We start from the raw sequence: 16,863 nt of genomic DNA, 5'->3' as shown, positions 1-16,863 counted from the left end.
AGTATTTATACCCTGCAAACTACAGTATTTTTTACTTATTTTTGAATACATACCTCACTCAAGATAATCATCATTACTATGGCTACTCATCATCAATACCAGACACATATTACCTGGACCGGCAATAACGGTACAGGCACCAGTGGTTACCGCGAATATGAGCGCAGCCACCTGATTGACCTTCCCGGTAAGGCGCCTATTGCGGCCTCTTCTGATCCGGCTTTCCGGGGCGATGCGGCCAGACACAATCCTGAAGAACTGCTGCTGGCCTCGCTTTCCTCCTGTCATATGCTGTGGTACCTGCACCTGTGTGCCGATGCCGGCATCATTGTACTGGCTTATGAAGATGAGGCGAAGGCAACTATGGATGAGGTGGAAGGCGGAGGGCAATTTACGGCTGCAACGCTATATCCATTGGTTACTGTTGCAGAAGAATCTATGATTCCGAAAGCGTATGCCCTGCATGAACAGGCACATGCTTCCTGCTTCATTGCCCGTTCGGTCAACTTCCCCGTTACGCAACAACCTAAAATACAAACTCCGTAATGCAGGCGGATACTGCATTACCGCAATCATAAAAGATGGTATATTTCCAAAGACTAGCCGCCCTTTTACCGGCTGTACTCCTGTCTGCCTCTGCTATTGCCCAGCAAAGTAAAGCCACAATACAGTCATACCTGCCTGCAAAAGCCGCCGCCTATACACAGGCCAGCGGACTGCCCTATGCTTATAAGGCTGACCAGTATGGTACTACAGAACTGATCCTGCGCTACACCAGCACATCTGGTAATTTCAGTTTTGTGTTTAACCGCATTACGGTATCATCAACCCGTTATATCGATTATAAAGACGGAGCGGTGGCGGAGCGGTATGATTTCGCCAACCGCAAATGGGTAGTGGAAGAAGGAAGCCATCAGCATAGCGAAATGACAGGTAAGGCGATAGATACCAGCATCATGCGGGAAGACAGGCTGTATGCCTTTGTACTACAAGAGCAACCGGGCGGACAAAGTATAGAACGTGTACAGTTCAAAGATTTCGGCAACGTGGTATACTGGCCCGATTATGTCCTGGATCTCTGTGCTATTGAGGATGCCGATAAAGATGGCAAGCCTGAATTTTACCTTACTTATTTCGGAGATAGCGATGGCCTGGATGCTAAAGAACTCAAACAGATTGTGTATACCATGCCCGTAAATACACAGGACAAACTGGTAAAGTCAAAAGCTACGGCATACTACCCCGTAGATATCGGTGATGAAACCGACCCGCAAACCTATCATGAAACATTTGACAACAACTGGAAAGCCTTGCACAGAGCCATACAACAGAAGAGCAAGTACCTGATGTTGCAGTATAAAAAGAAAAACAGAGGATAAAAATGGAGCGAAATCATTCGCTCCATTTTACATTCATAAGATTTATGGCAACTATTTTACGGCTCCACAAGTGTGTAAATCATAAGATACTTGTACTTCCTGTGCCTGGTCAAAGTAATAAGACCAGGTTAGTCCTTGCGGATCTTTCGTATCTACCACTTGATTCATAAAGCAGTTACGCTCATCCTCGGATACAAAATACAAGAAGCCTCCGATAAGGATCGGAGCCACATCGGAAATTCTTTTGTGCGCAAAAGCCGTAGTTGGTGCATTTGCATTGCGCAATGCGGGAAAGGCATTAAGCGTTCCGGAAGCGGTGATTACAGGCTGTTCCGGCTGGCCGGCAAAAGCCATACCTGTAACAGAACATAATGAAAATGCCATAATGGCCATACTTTTCAACATAGCAGAATAATTTAGTTGCTCAAATATATCAAAAATAAAAACACAATAAAGAGAAATAATATATTTTCCCATATTTAGAGATGGGAGAATATACAAGAAAAAACCGCGCACCCAGGTACGCGGTTCTTATGTACACTGCAGCAAAGCTGCAACAGATATTCTAATTAAGTATTAAGGTTGGAATATGAGCTGTGCAGTACTCTGACAGTTTGTAGCCGGTACCCAGATAGCTTTCGTAGGTCCGGCAGGAGTACAGCCAGGCAGTACGGTCACATAACCATAAGTAGTAGGCAGTCCGCAAGGAGGCTGTCCGACAGTACCACCACCAGGACTACACACAGCCGGGCCATTCAGAATTTTAGCACCCACAATTCCTTTCGGTACTGAAGGAGGATAGCTACCGCCAAGTGTTGTACTATTACCATAACTAAGAGTGGTCATAGGTGCAACCATAATGGTCACACTGGTATAGGTCGAAGCACAAGGTCCACACACTTCCCCACCGAATATCACACATTGCTGTGGCCATGGGGTCTGGTTTTGGATACGCAGGCTGTATGCAGATGGGGCTTGTGCCCAAAGCGCTACCGGCAGGATTAAAGCCAGTAAGAAGAAATATAACTTTTTCATAAAAATTTAGAGGAGTTAAATGTAAAAACAGAGTGTATTAAACCGGTACATTGCAAGGCAACCGGTGGTGCCCGTTTTGTTCACAGCATAAGGTTTCCATATACACTAATACCAAATTTGAAGTATCTGGTCATTACGGCTGGAAAATCAGCTGAGCCGGAAGCTCACAGTTCTGAGCAGGTATCCATGTTGCTTTGGTAGGTCCGGCAGGAGTACAGCCTGGCACTATGGTTACATAGCCATATGAAGGCGGTAAACCACAAGGAGGCTGACCTACTGTACCTCCACCAGGGCTACATACAATTGGTCCGTTCAGGATTTTGGCCCCTACGATTCCTTTATTCATTGTTGGAGGATAGCTACCGCCTAATGGTGTACTGTTAGGATAGGTAATCGTACTCATTGGTGCAATAGTCAATGTAACGCTGGCGTAAGTTGATCCGCAAGGTCCGCAAAGCTCATCACCAAATATAACATACTGCTGAGGCCATGGCGTTTGATTGAGTACTCTCAGGCTGTACGCCGATGGCATTTGTGCCCACATAGCAACAGGCAGGATCATTGCTACTAAAAAGAAGTATAACTTTTTCATAACTAAAAATTAAAGGAGTTAAAAATTTTTGTTTAGCTATACCGGCCAGCTGCAAGGCAACTGGTTTTTCGGGTGATGAATAATGCCTACTCGTTTCCACGGGTTTTCGGCTTTGCCCGTTCTGTTCACAGAAGAGATTTTTTATTTTTATTCACACAATTGAGAAGTTGAAGGTAAAATGATTTTTCAAAAAAAAGAACATTTTTGAAAAATAAATTACACAAATGTGAAAAATGTACAGTACAGGTAAACAATGCAGTACATATAATAATGACTCAACATTTACCCATTTTGAGATAAAGAATATCATAAATCAAATATGATATATACTATACCTACAGTTCATTTAAGCCTTATTTTTACTCCTTTATCTGAAAGCTCATATTATGCATTATAATTTCGACGAGATCATTGACCGTAAAGGGACAAACAGTGTCAGCTTTGAAGGCTGGAAAGGCTATATGTTTGGTAACAACGGAGATAAACCTTTCCCGTTTAAAGAAGAAGAATATATCAGAATGTGGGTAGCGGATATGGATTTTGCAACACCTCCGGAAATACTGGATGCGATCAGGGCCCGACTGGACAGACAGATTCTGGGCTACACCCTAATCTTTGATCCCGCCTATTTCGACACCCTGAAACAATGGTTCCTGAAAAGGTATCAATGGACAATCAATACCGATCATATCGTCACCGCTCCCGGCGTGGTGCCAGCCCTCAATCGCTTAGTCAATCTGCTGACCGGCGCAGGAGAAAGTATCCTGATCAATACGCCGTCCTATACCCCATTCAAAGTGGCAGGAGATATCAACAACCGTACAGTGTATTACAGTTCACTGATGCGGGTGGATAATGCTTACGAACTGAATTTTGAAGATATCAGACAGCAACTGGATGATCCTGAAAAAAACATTAAAGTATTCATCTTCTGCAATCCCCATAACCCTACTGGCAGGGTCTGGACAGAAACAGAACTGCGTAAAATCGGTGCAATATGCCAGGAGCGCAATATCTGGCTGATCTCTGATGAGATTCATTGTGACCTGCTCCGTAAAGGTATCCGTCATACGCCACTTGCAAAACTATTTCCCGATAATGAACGCATCATTACCTGTACCGCACCCAGTAAGACTTTTAACCTGGCCGGCAACCTGATGTCTCATATCTTTATCCCGGATGAGCAGGTCCGCAAACAGTGGCAGGTATTGTATTTCGACCTTTTATCTCCATTAAGTGTTGCCGCAGTCCAGGCTGCTTATGCGCATTGTGAAGACTGGCTGGAACAGCTGAAAGCCTACCTGGACGGCAATTTCGCGTATTTATCCGAGCAACTAAATACCTATCTGCCTGAATGTAACTTCAACATACCAGATGCTACATACCTTGCCTGGATTGACTTTTCGGCATATATACCACATATTCCCTACAGCAATATTTCGGAATTCTTTGCAACGGAAGCGGGCGTACTATTAGAGGGCGGTAATATGTTTGTAGATAACGGAGATGGTTATATACGGCTAAACCTGGCTTGCCCGAAATCCTTACTGACAGAAGGTTTCAAGCGTATCATACATGCTATACAGCAGCATATATCCTAACAACAATTTAGTCTATACTGATATGGTTAAAATAATTATCTCAAATCATTTTAATTAAATGTTACTTTTCTAAAAACAATGCCATACCTTTGCACCCACACAGCGCGAGGTAGAGCAGCGGTAGCTCGTCGGGCTCATAACCCGAAGGTCGTTGGTTCGATTCCAGCCCTCGCTACTAACAAAACGGTGATTGTAAATGTCTTTACAATCACCGTTTTTCTTTTGGATCAATTCTTACGGATTACCCCAATAAGTACAAAGCAGATAAGTATGTCTTATCTGCTTTGTACTTTAATCTAACATCTCCACAGGCAGGCGCTAATGCTCATGCCCGCCGGTATTGCTCATCGCAGCATTGATAAAGAATGCTCCCTTTACGACAACTTCTGTACCTGCAGGCAATTCCCTTACCGGTGTAATAGCGGTATAACCCATATCGGTAGTACCTTTCAGCACTTCTACTTTTTCAAAATTCATACGACCACCCTGACTTTCGGCATGTGCCGCAGCGGCCGGCTCATCTTTATGCCCATGCCCTTTCTCCCCTTCATCATGGGCATGACCATGATCATTATGTGCCTCAGCCTCTTTTACTGTCCGGATAAAAATATAGTATTTACCATCGGCCTCTGCAATCGCTTCTGCAGGCACTGCAGAGGTCAGCACATTATTGATGCTCACCATACCGGTAATGTTCATACCATCGATCAGACCTGACTTATTACCGGTTACCGTACAGTGTACGGCTACAGTCTTGCTCTCATTCTCAAAAGAAGAACCAATATTATAGACCTTAGCAGTATAGGTGGTCTGTGGATTATTGGTGAGGGTAAACAATACCGTCTGTCCTACTTTGATATAGGGCAGATCCCGCTCAAATACCTGCAGGTCCAGGTGCAGTAAACCATTGTCCACAATCTCCACGACAGGAGAAGACACATCGACATAACTGCCTATAGTAGCAAACTCCTTACTGATCGTACCATTTATAGGACTGGTCACGACCAGTGCAGACCTCAGATTGGATGCATGAACAGAAGACGGATTAATACCCATTAATTGTATCTGTTTTTGCAGGGAGGCTCTACGCGTACGCAAGGTATTCAACTCCATCGTTGCATTTTGCAGGTTTTTAAGCGCACCGGCATTCCCATCCGTCAGTTCTCTTTGCCTTTGTAACTCTTGCTCAGCAAGGGTTATACGACTTCCTGTCGTCAGGTATTCTTCCTGCAATTGTATGAACTGCGGATTTTCTATAGTGGCAATCACCTGCCCTTTGCGGACATAATCGCCCATTTGCACCTTAAGGCTTTTGATCACTCCCCCATACAGAGAAGTGGCATTGGCTTTATTATTATTCGGCACCCTTAGTGCACCGTTAGCCTTGATGGATGCCGTCAGGTTTTTCTGTTCAATGCTCCCCAGGGTTATTCCGGCGGCCTTTATCTGTTCAGCAGTAAGACTGGCTATAGTTTGCACTGCTTCTTCGTGTGCAGGTTCTTTCTCCGGTGCTGCTGCTTTTGCCGCTGTTCCATGTGTATGTCCATCACCTTCCTTATGCTGTTCACCGCAGCTGTTGAGCAGTATGATACTGCATGCTGCAAGCAATATTTTTATCTGAATTTTCATAGTATCTTATTTATTATCGTAGTAATTGATTTGTATTACAGCCTGATTGTAGAGATTCAGTGCGTCCAGGTAGTTCTGTCGTATACCAATGGCCTGACTGAGGAACTGGCTTAGTTCTGCGAAGCTGATGGCACCGGATCGGTAACTGAGTGTTGCTGCTCGAATAATCTCCTCCGACTGTTTTAATCCCGATTGCTCATAAAATTTCAAGAGGACATTATGCTTATCCAATTCAATAAGGGCCGCAGCTCTCTGCACCTCAAATTTCAACTCCTGGTAGGCCAGACTCTCCTCCTGCACTGCTTTCTCAGCGGTTGCAACTTTTACGCGATTGCGGTATGCATGAGCTCCGAACAAAGGAATTGCTGCGGTAACAGAAAAGCCTGTAAAAGGGTCAGGCGCCCCCCAGAGTCTCTGACTGAACACCCTGCCTGAAAACTCAGGCATATTAGTGTTTTTATACACCAGGATATTAGCCGCTGCAATGTCTACCGTTTGTCGTTGCAATGCAATGACCGGATGCTCCGTACGATCCGATGACTGCAGGGGTAACCTTTCTAAAGGTTTAAACAAAGGCATATAAGGCACTGTTTCATTCAGCAATATCATCAATTGCATCTGCTGCAGGCTTATCTCTCTTTTATTCTGTTCCAGAAGCGCCTGTAGCTCACGTTGTTTCGTTTCTGCCGAGATCTGATCAAGCGTTGCGGCATCTCCCGCATGAACCCTTACAGATGCTGCATCGGCAAGATTGGTATAGACGCTATCCAATTGAAAATAGAGCAATTCCTTATCCTGAAGGTAACAGAGCTGGTAATAAGCACTGCGCACATCTCTTCTGATCACGCTCTGCAATACATCTTTATTACGCTCGGCATACTTCAGTTGCTCCCGAAGGTACTCCCGTCTGGCTGCATACAAACCTGGCCAGGCAATACTTTGCGCAATACCGATCTTTAGGATACCGTTATGATCCGAAGGGCGCAGATCTTCGTTCTCTGCAAATACACCCGTTTTAGGTATATCTGCAGCAGTCCCGACATTAAGACCTGCACTACGGATTTCTTTCTCATTAATGCTCAATTGCTGATTATTGCTCAAAGCTTTATTCAGCAATTCTTCGATACTGACCCGCTTTTGCGCAGAGGCACCGGTGATGCCTATCAGCAGCAGTAAGGCGGTGGCAACAGACTTCATCATACCTGTTTTAAGATTGACTTTTGAATTAAAAATGATATACAGGAGGGGCAGGACAAATAAGGTGAGTAAAGTAGCCGTCACCAGACCACCGATCACTACAGTGGCCAGCGGCTTCTGCACCTCTGCTCCCGCACTGGTGCTAATCGCCATGGGCAGGAAGCCCAGAGAGGCGACCATTGCGGTCATTAATACCGGGCGCAAACGCGCGACGGTTCCTGCTTTCACACGTTCATGAACATCTTCCATGCCATCTTTTCTGAGCTGATTAAAGGTACCTATCAGCACAATTCCATTCAGTACTGCGACTCCGAATAAGGCGATAAAACCAATACCCGCACTGATACTAAAAGGCATTCCACGCAACATCAGCGCAAACACACCACCAATGGCGCTCATCGGAATAGCCGTAAAAATAAGGCTTGCCTGCTTCAGCGAATTAAAGGTAAAATACAGCAGCATAAAGATCAGCAGCAGCGATACGGGCACTGCGATCATGAGGCGACCACTGGCTTCGCGAAGATTTTCAAACTGACCGCCATAGGTAAAGTAGTAACCGGAGGGCAGTTTTACCTTTGCTCCCAATTGTTGCTGGATATCATTTACCACACTTTGTACATCTCTTCCCGAAACATTAAAACCGATCACAATACGGCGCTTACCCGCTTCGCGGCTGATCTGTGCCGGACCCAGTTTATACCTGATAGTAGCAACCTGTGCAAGCGGTACCTGTACCCCGGTGCTGGTCGGGATCATGAGGTTACTGACATCTTCTATACTGCTGCGATGGGCACTGTCCAGCCTTACGACCAGGTCAAAGCGGCGCTCATTTTCATAGATCTGTCCTGCACTTTTGCCCGCAAATGCAGTACTTACTACATCATTGACATCTTGTATGGTCAGCCCGTAATTCGCAATGCGTGTACGATCATATTCAATATTGATCTGCGGCAAGCCACTCACCCTTTCAATCTGAGGTGCGGTTGCCCCTTCTACGGTCTGAATGACGGCACTTACCTTTTTGGCATAAGCGGATAACGTATCTATATTTTCACCGAATATCTTAACTGCCACATCCTGCCGGATTCCGGTCATGAGTTCATTAAAACGCATCTGTATCGGCTGGTTCTGCTCAAAGAATACGCCGGGGATCACTTCCAGTTTTTCCATGATTTCATCGGACAATTCCTCGTAACTACGACCCGACTTCCATGCTGCCTGGGGCTTCAATACAATGATCAGGTCGGTGGCTTCGGGTGGCATAGGATCCGTAGGCACTTCCGCGGCACCTGTCTTACCTACTACCATTTTCACTTCATCAAATTGTTTGATGATCCGCGATGCCTGCATGGAAGTTTCTATACTCTGGCTCAGCGAACTTCCCTGCGGCAGAATACAGTGAAAGGCATAATCACCTTCCTGCAACTGCGGTATAAACTCTCCGCCCATGCGACTGAAAAAGAATACAGACAAGGCAAACAGTCCGACTGCAATACCGACAATGGTATATTTAATTTTTATGGCCTTTTGCAACAAAGGCTGATAGATGCGCTGCAACCAATCCATCATCCGGTCGCTGAAGTTGCGTTTATGGCTTATGTTTTTAGATAAGAACAAGGCACACATCATGGGGATGTAGGTCAGCGATAAGATCAATGCACCGAAGATGGCGAAGCCTACGGTCTGCGCCATAGGGCGAAACATCTTGCCTTCTACCCCAACCAATGTAAGAATGGGAATGTATACGATCAGGATAATGATCTCTCCGAATGCAGCGCTGGTGCGGATGCGTGAGGCAGATACAAACACTTCGTCATCCATTTCCTGCTGACTTAATCTGCGTACCGATTTGCGCAGCCCCAGGTGATGCATGGTGGCTTCTACGATGATAACGGCACCGTCTACAATCAAACCGAAATCAATCGCACCAAGGCTCATCAGGTTAGCACTGACACCGAAGACGTTCATCATGCCCAATGCAAAAAGCATAGCCAGTGGGATAGCAGATGCTACAATGAGTCCTGCACGGAAGTTGCCGAGGAATAGTACCAGGACAAAAATCACGATCAATGCTCCTTCTATCAGGTTTTTTTCTACTGTTCCGATTGCTCTGCCCACAAGGTCCGTACGATCGAGGTAGGCCTCTATCACTACATCATCGGGCAGAGAATGCTGAATAGTGGCTAGTTTCGCTTTAATACGCTTCACCACTTCATTGCTGTTCTCTCCTTTAAGCATCATCACAACGCCTCCTACTGCATCTACTTCACCATTATAGGTCAGTGCACCATAACGCACAGCATGGCCAAAGCGTACCTCTGCCACATCTTTGATAAACACGGGTACTGCTCCGGTCGTCTTCACGGCAATATTCCGGACATCGTCCAGAGAGGTGGCCAGACCTATGCCACGGATGAAATAGGCATTGGGCTTTTTATCTATATAAGCTCCGCCGGTATTCTGGTTATTTTTTTCCAGGGCGGTAAATACTTCAGGTACGCTTACCCCCATGGCCCGGAGCCGGTCCGGGTTTACGGCTACTTCATATTGTTTCAACTCTCCGCCGAAGCTGTTCACTTCTGCGATACCAGGTGTGCCGTACAACTGCCGGGCCACGATCCAGTCCTGCATCGTACGCAGGTCTTTGGGATCGTACTTCTGTTCGCTGCCTTTCTTTGGATGTATAATGTACTGGTATACCTCACCAAGGCCAGTGCTGACCGGGGCCAGTTCTGGGGTACCCGCTCCTTTCGGTATCTGGTCGACGGCTTCTTTAAGGCGCTCATTGATCAGTTGCCGGGCGAAATATATGTCTACGTTTTCTTTGAATACCACTGTGATCACCGAAAGTCCGAAACGGGAAATACTCCTGGTTTCTTCAATTCCGGGCACAGTTGCTATGCTTTGCTCTATGGGAAAGGTGACCAATTGTTCTACCTCCTGCCCTGCCAGCGTAGGACTGGTGGTGAGGATCTGTACCTGGTTATTGGTAATATCAGGTACCGCATCAATAGGTAGTTTTGTAGCGCTCCACAAGCCCCATATAATGAGCAGTAAAGTCATCACACCAATGATGATCTTGTTTTTGATACTGAATTTTATGACACGATCTAACACAATGTATTTGATTAATTGCTTAACAATAAATACCGGCTTACTGTGCGGGGCACAATAAGCAAAATGATAAGGATACACGAAGCCAGGTACTATTATCTCAATAGAGCCTGTACAAACGAAATGCCTTAAATAATAATGTTATGCAGTTAATCTTGGCGGTTGCCATATATTTCCGAAGTAACCGGAGGGCAGGAAGTGATCTTTGATAAAGACCTTTGGGGTAGCAAAATCAGGAAGTGTCCTTTCAAATAAGGAGACCAGCCTGTTATCGGTAAGGGTAATACTGATGCTGCAACAGGTGCAATGACAAAAAGGAGTACAGTTATCGTCACTGTCTTCCTGGTGGTCATGTTCAGTAGTTAAACTGATCTTATATGTATCAGCACTATCTGCACAGCGATTCACTGCATCGCTGCAGGGTACGAATGACAGTACCACGAGATAGATAGCCCATATGACCTTTAACCAATACATAAGGATACAAATATAGGAAAAAACGAATGCAATGCTATTGCAAAAATTCGGGTCTATCATCAACTTGATAAGGAGTCTCCGGCAGCAGCATTAGGAGCCGAAAAAGCACTACAGCAATATTTCTGGCGTGCAGCAATTGCGATCTGTCACTATCTCAAAATTTGATTACATTTATCCGGCAAACCGTTGCTTGCTTTATCTTAGCCCTGTTACAAAATATCAGCATGAAAAAAATTCTTATTACCTTTTGTTCGCTCCTGCTTACCTGCTCCGTATTTGCACAGGTAGACAAAAACACGGCACTGTATAAAACAATTTTATCGAGAGATAGCCTGCTCTTCGATGTCGGGTTCAACCATTGCGACATTACACAGTTTGAACAATTACTGAGTGATAAATTTGAATTCTATCATGACAAAAATGGCATTGCAGACCGGAAAAAATTCTTATTGGATCTCAGAACAGGTCTGTGCAAGGATACGGAACAGTACCAGGCCAGAAGGAAGCTCTTAGCAGGAAGTACAGAGATATTTGCATTATATAATCCCGGAAACCCTGGTGCTGTATATGGCGCTATCCAGAATGGTGTGCACCAATTTTATGAGCAGCAAAAAGGCCAACCGGAAAGCATTGGGGGTTCTGCACGATTTTCTCATCTCTGGCTTTTGGAAAATGGCGTATGGAAGCTGGCTAAATCATATAGCTTTGAGCATGTACGCGAAGCCGTAATTACAGATGATGCACTCCCGGATCAGGATTCAGAAATAGAAAAATGGCTACAGGACAATAAGGTTCCGGCACTTGGAATCGGCATTATTGAACATGGAAAACTACAGCAGATAAAAGTTTTCGGCGCGCGAGCGACAGGAAATGCAGCACCATATAACACTATATTTAATGTTGCCTCTCTGACCAAACCGGTTACGGCATTGGTTGCCTTAAAACTGGTGAGTTCGGGAAAATGGAGTCTGGATGAGCCGCTGACCAGGTACTGGACCGATCCTGATATTGCCACAGATCCCAGGGCGAAGTTGCTGACTACAAGATTTGTACTTAGCCACCAGACAGGCTTTTCAAACTGGCGCTGGAATAATGAGGATAAGAAACTGAAATTTGCATTTGATCCAGGAACCAGATACCAGTATTCCGGAGAGGGATTTGAATACCTGAGAAGAGCCCTGGAAAAGAAGTTTGGCAAATCGCTGCAGCAACTGGCCAGTGAGCAGATTTTTACTCCATTAAAACTGAAAGACACCCGTTATACCTGGAGCGAATCGATAGATACTGCCCGGCTGGCTATAGGATATGATGCAAATGGGAAGGCCTACAACATCACCAAAAACAATACACCTAATGCGGCAGATGACCTGACGACAAGCATTGAGGATTATGGTACCTTCCTGGTCAGTGTACTGAACGGATCAGGACTGAGCAGTACTGTGTTTAAGGAAATGAGCACCCCGCAGGTGGCCAGTGAAAAAGGAAAGCACTTTGGCCTTGGATTTGAAATCTATGATCTCGGCAACGGAAATTATGCCTTATCACATGGCGGATCGGATGATGGTGTGCGTACAATTGTATTTCTTTTACCCAAAATACAAAAGGGATTACTGATTTTTACCAACGGTGATAATGGTGCACAACTATATGCACCACTGATCAGGAAATACCTTGGAGCAGATGGCCAGCGTATTATTGATATAGAAATGAAGCAATAAGTTGTACCGGATTCTGTCTTTCATATGGCGACAGTAAAATAAACGGAGTATACTCTTTAGGAAATAAGGATTTACATTATTCTTTAGCCTCCATTTGTCATTATTACTACCTTTTGCCTTGATGCAAAAGGTACCGCCAAAAAATCAAGGCTGTATAAATCCCTGGCTAAAAATCAATGTGTCGGTCGGTCGCAAACCAGACTCGCTACGCTCAGACAGTGGTTTCCGACTTGATCGACCGAGCCAATGATTTTATGAACGCCGGATTTATAAGGCCTTTCGAGCGATCTGTTCTGTACGGATCGCTTATTGTTTTCATCAAAGCGATAGCCATTTTGGCTTGCACCATGGGAACCACAGCAGCAGAAGGCATCGTACCCTTATGTACTCAAAGGGTAACCATCCACAAGCACGCAATAACAGAAAATGGCGGTGCTTTGCAATCACCTTAATAAAAACAGGTGCATTTGGTTTTCTTGTGTGGCAAAAAAGGACGAATAAAATAGTTGCCTACATGCGAATAGGCATATAAAATAAAAAGGGGCCATGTATTACATGTCCCCTTTTATAATTAAGGCACTACTTAAATAGTGTATCCTTCGGTTTTATTTCTTGATAACCGTTCTTGTATTCACACGCTGACCATCTACAATGGTATTGAGGAAATAAGTTCCGGCAATTACATTCTGCAATCCGCTGAGTTGCATAGGCCAGGTTCCTTTATCAGCCTTGGTTTCCTGTTGTGCTACTGTGCGACCAGTAATATCTACCAGCTCCAGGCGTACTGTTCCAGGCGCTTTCAGCGTTGCTGTAGTGCTCAGCACATCAGAGAATGGGTTAGGATATACGGTACTTGTTCCTAAATCTAAAGTAACATTGTTTTTAAACACTACATTACCCCATTTATGGAAGGCATGGTGCAACTCGTCCAGGTAAGTGCTGCTCGCATCACGATTATAATAAACTGCATACATGAAATCCGGAGTCAGGTCTATATCAGATTTGCTGAACGCAATACCCGTATTAGGCAGATTGGAGTATGGAGCAGAAGTAGATCCGTTCGGCAGTTCCCAATAATCCGGGTAGCCAACTATGCCAGTTCCATCTGGTTTCATTTCCAGGGCCAGATAGCCATTATAGCCGCTATTGGTAGCATACCAACCCACAGTTATATCATCATTACCAGAGCGTCCGCCACCATAGTGTAAAGTCGGAGAGTAAACATTGTATCCCGAAAGAGGTGCATTGCCCAGGACACCGGAGTTAACACTCACATCACCGGTAGTTCCGTAGTAATCATAACGAACAATTACATTGTCATGCGTCTGATCTGCAAAAGTATAGGCCCAGTTCTTAGAATCATCGGCATCTTTACAATCCAGTACAATCTTAGAACCTATACCATTAATCGGATAATGAACATCAGCAAAGGAAGGCGTAACAAAACCTGTAGAACCGTACAGAGTGGTAAAATCAATAATGCTGGAATTGATTTGCGTACCTGCAGCATTCTGGTGTACAAAACGAACATAAGTATCTCCGCCGATCTCTGTCAGAGCCAGATCCGGTCCGATTTCTCCGTTAGTACCACTCAGGAAAACAGGACTACTCCAGTTACCATCCAGACAAGCTTTAGCAAAGATACCACCACCACCAGGGCTAAACGGATCTTCATAAACAACTGCTGCTTTGCGCAAGTCAGTACTTTGCGCATCCAGGCGAATGCGGTGTCCGAAATAACCAAGTGTAGAGGTAATAGGGATGGTAGTATTATATACTACCGGATTTGTAGGAGATGATGTAATATCATACACGTCAATTTTATAACCTGCCCACTCATAAGCCACCAGGATCTGTGTGTTGCCTGTAGCTGCATTATACACGGCCCCTACCTGGAAAGAAGAAGCATCATCGTAACGGAATGTTTCATGATACACAACATTGGAAGGATCGCTTGGTTTGGTAAACTGTACTGTAACCTCACTCAGCCCGATACCCCATCCGGCAAGATATACATCTACCTCTCCCCATGCGGTAGTACCATATACATTTCTGAAGGAATAGCAGGATGCCTCATCTGACTGACTAACAATGTTGCCGTTGAATACATGTTCATAAGCATTTGGCGGTACAAATGTCTGTGCCTGTGCAGCAGTAGCACCAATGCATAAAGGAAGTGCAAGCAAAGAGGCCGCTTTTAAAAATTTGTTCATAATGGGTTGTTTTTTGGTCGTTTTAAATTTATATAGAGTGAAGAAAAATGCGTCAAAAAAAACAAAATCTCACCGGATAGTGATTTTATTGAACGATGCACAAAATAATCAAACCAACATTAATTCCAAATAAAATGATTTAAAAAATGACATGACTTAACTGCCGTTAATATGGGCTTTTGAAACATTTGTGAATAGATATATGTAAATAAATTCAACCTGAGGCATCACCAGAATATTTTTAATTGAGTATCCGCTTAAAGGAAACAAAAACTAATATTATGATTTAAATAGTTTATTTATATCTATTGCTACCTTTTGCCTTGATGAAAACAAAGGCATTTTTGGTCCTTTTGTTGCTAGACAAAAGGACGGAGAAAATAGTAGACTACATGAGGATAGTCAGTTATTTTTTAAAAATGAAAGCACACCAAAAGATGTGCTCTCATTGTATACAGCGGTTATTTACTACGATTCTTCTTCTGTTCATGAGTTGCATGCAGCTGTCCGCAGGCGGCTTCTATGCCGGACCCAAACTGTGTTCTTCTGGTAGCATGTATGCCGCGGGATTGTAATTGCGCGACAAACATGGAAACCTTTTCTGCAGTTGGTTGCTGATAAGCGGCATTGGCACCAAATGCCTGGTTATACCGGATCACACTGATGTGGTACAACTCAGGCCGGTACTGTGCCTTCACCATAGCCACCAGCGCATCCAAGTGCTCCTCTGTATCATTGAGATCTTTGATCAGCAGGTAAGCGAGGTATACCTTGCGGTTGTATGTGCGCACATATTGATCCAGGACTGCAAGATTATCTGCCAGGGGAAATTTAGTTTCCAATGGAATGAGTTCTGCCCGCTGTTCAGGGAATGGTGAATGTACCGATAAGGTAATGGTTACATTAGGAAACTCATGGACCAGCCGCTCCAGATGAGGTGCAAAACCAACCGTAGACACGGTAATCCTTCTTTGAGAAAGGCCTCCGTAACCTTTTGTGGTAAAGGCTTTGATGGCAGTAAATATATTAGGATTGGCCAGGGCCTCTCCCATTCCCATAAAAGCGATACTGTCGGGCAATTTCCTTTGCCAGTGCGAATGAAATACCTGTGCGCAGATTTCGTCAGCCGTAAGATTTCTCATCAGCCCCATTGCGGCAGTAGCACAGAAACTACAGCCCAGGCCGCATCCGGACTGGGAAGAGATACACATGGAGGTCCATCCGCTGCGGTAGTGAGACAGGACGGTTTCTATTTTTGCTTTCGACCTGGTTTCAAACAGTATTTTCTCTACCTGCTTTGACGCATGGCTTTCCACTATAGTCAGTGGCAGCGGTGTAATGCCGAATCGGGATACCAACTGCTCCCGCAAGGGCTTAGGTAGCTCTTTTACATCTTCAAAGTTTACGCTACCCTGCTGTAAAGCGTGTACCAGCTGCCTGAAACGGTACGAGGGTATATCCTTACTGGTCAGAAATGACTGTATATGTTCTAATATGCCGCCACTTGGCGGACTGGGTAAGCTGGTGATATTCATTTTGCATATTGTATTTAAGCTCCTGTTTTCAGAAAACCTGATCAGATATTGCTGCTCCATGATTTTAAAGCAGTGTTTCGTTTGGATTTGCGGCAATAAAGAATCGTCAGGGATAGTGCCCATGTGGCCTAAACATAAATACGCTTACATAAAAATGTACGCACGCATGAAAGCAGGAAAACCGTCGCAGAATAATATTCAGCCAAAAGAAGTGTCCGGTACTTGTTACAACAAGACTATACCCTGGTTGTGTGTCACACCAGGTATATGTATTGAAACCGTAAATCTTTGTTGGGCTGTATATTGGAAAGGACTTGTACAATAAGCATAACTTCTATCCATAAACGTTCATAAAGTTCGTGCCGGAATGTAG

The 16,863-nt window shown here is 44.6% G+C and carries 12 protein-coding genes and 1 tRNA gene; 5 read left to right on the top strand and 8 right to left on the bottom strand.

Going from position 1 to position 16,863, the window contains the following annotated elements; genetic code table 11:
* Positions 1-78 precede the first annotated feature (78 nt).
* Both FTD44_RS09620 and FTD44_RS09615 read left to right on the top strand, forming a co-directional pair.
* Positions 79-546, top strand: a complete 468-nt coding sequence (locus tag FTD44_RS09620; protein ID WP_222166251.1) for an OsmC family protein — start codon at positions 79-81, stop codon at positions 544-546.
* Positions 547-581: 35 nt separating this feature from the next.
* Positions 582-1,379, top strand: coding sequence for a hypothetical protein (locus FTD44_RS09615; protein ID WP_222166250.1), 798 nt, complete (start codon positions 582-584; stop codon positions 1,377-1,379).
* A gap of 51 nt (positions 1,380-1,430) precedes the next feature.
* On the opposite strand, the gene FTD44_RS09610 is transcribed toward FTD44_RS09615, so the two are convergent.
* The 3 genes from FTD44_RS09610 to FTD44_RS09600 form a co-directional block, all read right to left on the bottom strand.
* Positions 1,431-1,784, bottom strand: a complete 354-nt coding sequence (locus FTD44_RS09610; RefSeq protein WP_222166249.1) for a hypothetical protein — start codon at positions 1,782-1,784, stop codon at positions 1,431-1,433.
* A 171-nt stretch (positions 1,785-1,955) separates the two neighbouring features.
* Positions 1,956-2,414 carry a hypothetical protein gene (locus tag FTD44_RS09605; protein ID WP_222166248.1) on the bottom strand — a complete coding sequence of 153 codons (459 nt, stop codon included), beginning with the start codon at positions 2,412-2,414 and terminating at the stop codon, positions 1,956-1,958.
* A gap of 133 nt (positions 2,415-2,547) precedes the next feature.
* A complete protein-coding gene (locus tag FTD44_RS09600) occupies positions 2,548-3,006 on the bottom strand; it encodes a hypothetical protein (RefSeq protein ID WP_222166247.1) in 459 nt (152 codons plus the stop codon).
* Between the two features lie 386 nt (positions 3,007-3,392).
* Here FTD44_RS09600 and FTD44_RS09595 point away from each other — a divergent pair, with 386 nt between their 5' ends.
* On the top strand, positions 3,393-4,607 hold the full coding sequence (locus FTD44_RS09595) for a MalY/PatB family protein (protein WP_222166246.1): 1,215 nt from the start codon (positions 3,393-3,395) through the stop codon (positions 4,605-4,607).
* 103 nt (positions 4,608-4,710) lie between these two features.
* Positions 4,711-4,782, top strand: a tRNA-Met gene (locus FTD44_RS09590).
* 143 nt (positions 4,783-4,925) lie between these two features.
* Here FTD44_RS09590 and FTD44_RS09585 read toward each other — a convergent pair.
* The 3 genes from FTD44_RS09585 to FTD44_RS09575 form a co-directional block, all read right to left on the bottom strand.
* Positions 4,926-6,236: an efflux RND transporter periplasmic adaptor subunit gene (locus tag FTD44_RS09585; RefSeq protein ID WP_246625394.1), complete on the bottom strand. Its 1,311-nt coding sequence runs from the start codon at positions 6,234-6,236 to the stop codon at positions 4,926-4,928.
* A gap of 6 nt (positions 6,237-6,242) precedes the next feature.
* Positions 6,243-10,550 carry a CusA/CzcA family heavy metal efflux RND transporter gene (locus FTD44_RS09580; protein WP_222166245.1) on the bottom strand — a complete coding sequence of 1,436 codons (4,308 nt, stop codon included), beginning with the start codon at positions 10,548-10,550 and terminating at the stop codon, positions 6,243-6,245.
* Between the two features lie 138 nt (positions 10,551-10,688).
* Positions 10,689-11,024, bottom strand: a complete 336-nt coding sequence (locus FTD44_RS09575; RefSeq protein WP_222166244.1) for a DUF6660 family protein — start codon at positions 11,022-11,024, stop codon at positions 10,689-10,691.
* Between the two features lie 224 nt (positions 11,025-11,248).
* Between FTD44_RS09575 and FTD44_RS09570 the strand changes: the two genes are divergently transcribed.
* Complete coding sequence (locus tag FTD44_RS09570; RefSeq protein WP_222166243.1) at positions 11,249-12,742, top strand: serine hydrolase; 1,494 nt, start codon at positions 11,249-11,251, stop codon at positions 12,740-12,742.
* Between the two features lie 605 nt (positions 12,743-13,347).
* Here FTD44_RS09570 and FTD44_RS09565 read toward each other — a convergent pair.
* Both FTD44_RS09565 and FTD44_RS09560 read right to left on the bottom strand, forming a co-directional pair.
* Positions 13,348-14,955, bottom strand: a complete 1,608-nt coding sequence (locus FTD44_RS09565; RefSeq protein WP_222166242.1) for a T9SS type A sorting domain-containing protein — start codon at positions 14,953-14,955, stop codon at positions 13,348-13,350.
* A gap of 461 nt (positions 14,956-15,416) precedes the next feature.
* Positions 15,417-16,490, bottom strand: a complete 1,074-nt coding sequence (locus FTD44_RS09560) for a radical SAM protein (RefSeq protein WP_222166241.1) — start codon at positions 16,488-16,490, stop codon at positions 15,417-15,419.
* Between the last annotated feature and the right edge of the window lie 373 nt (positions 16,491-16,863).

Source organism: Edaphocola aurantiacus (assembly GCF_019797745.1).
GTDB lineage: Bacteria > Bacteroidota > Bacteroidia > Chitinophagales > Chitinophagaceae > Edaphocola > Edaphocola aurantiacus.
Note: the sequence above shows the minus strand (reverse complement) of the source record. Positions and strands in the feature narration are given on the sequence as shown.

Bases quoted from the DNA above. Each gene is read 5' to 3' on its own strand.
- FTD44_RS09620 (WP_222166251.1), top strand. From the start codon at position 79: ATGGCTACTCATCATCAATACCAGACACATATTACCTGGACCGGCAAT.
- FTD44_RS09615 (WP_222166250.1), top strand. From the start codon at position 582: ATGGTATATTTCCAAAGACTAGCCGCCCTTTTACCGGCTGTACTCCTG.
- FTD44_RS09610 (WP_222166249.1), bottom strand. From the start codon at position 1,784: ATGTTGAAAAGTATGGCCATTATGGCATTTTCATTATGTTCTGTTACA.
- FTD44_RS09605 (WP_222166248.1), bottom strand. From the start codon at position 2,414: ATGAAAAAGTTATATTTCTTCTTACTGGCTTTAATCCTGCCGGTAGCG.
- FTD44_RS09600 (WP_222166247.1), bottom strand. From the start codon at position 3,006: ATGAAAAAGTTATACTTCTTTTTAGTAGCAATGATCCTGCCTGTTGCT.
- FTD44_RS09595 (WP_222166246.1), top strand. From the start codon at position 3,393: ATGCATTATAATTTCGACGAGATCATTGACCGTAAAGGGACAAACAGT.
- FTD44_RS09585 (WP_246625394.1), bottom strand. From the start codon at position 6,236: ATGAAAATTCAGATAAAAATATTGCTTGCAGCATGCAGTATCATACTG.
- FTD44_RS09575 (WP_222166244.1), bottom strand. From the start codon at position 11,024: ATGTATTGGTTAAAGGTCATATGGGCTATCTATCTCGTGGTACTGTCA.
- FTD44_RS09570 (WP_222166243.1), top strand. From the start codon at position 11,249: ATGAAAAAAATTCTTATTACCTTTTGTTCGCTCCTGCTTACCTGCTCC.
- FTD44_RS09565 (WP_222166242.1), bottom strand. From the start codon at position 14,955: ATGAACAAATTTTTAAAAGCGGCCTCTTTGCTTGCACTTCCTTTATGC.
- FTD44_RS09560 (WP_222166241.1), bottom strand. From the start codon at position 16,490: ATGAATATCACCAGCTTACCCAGTCCGCCAAGTGGCGGCATATTAGAA.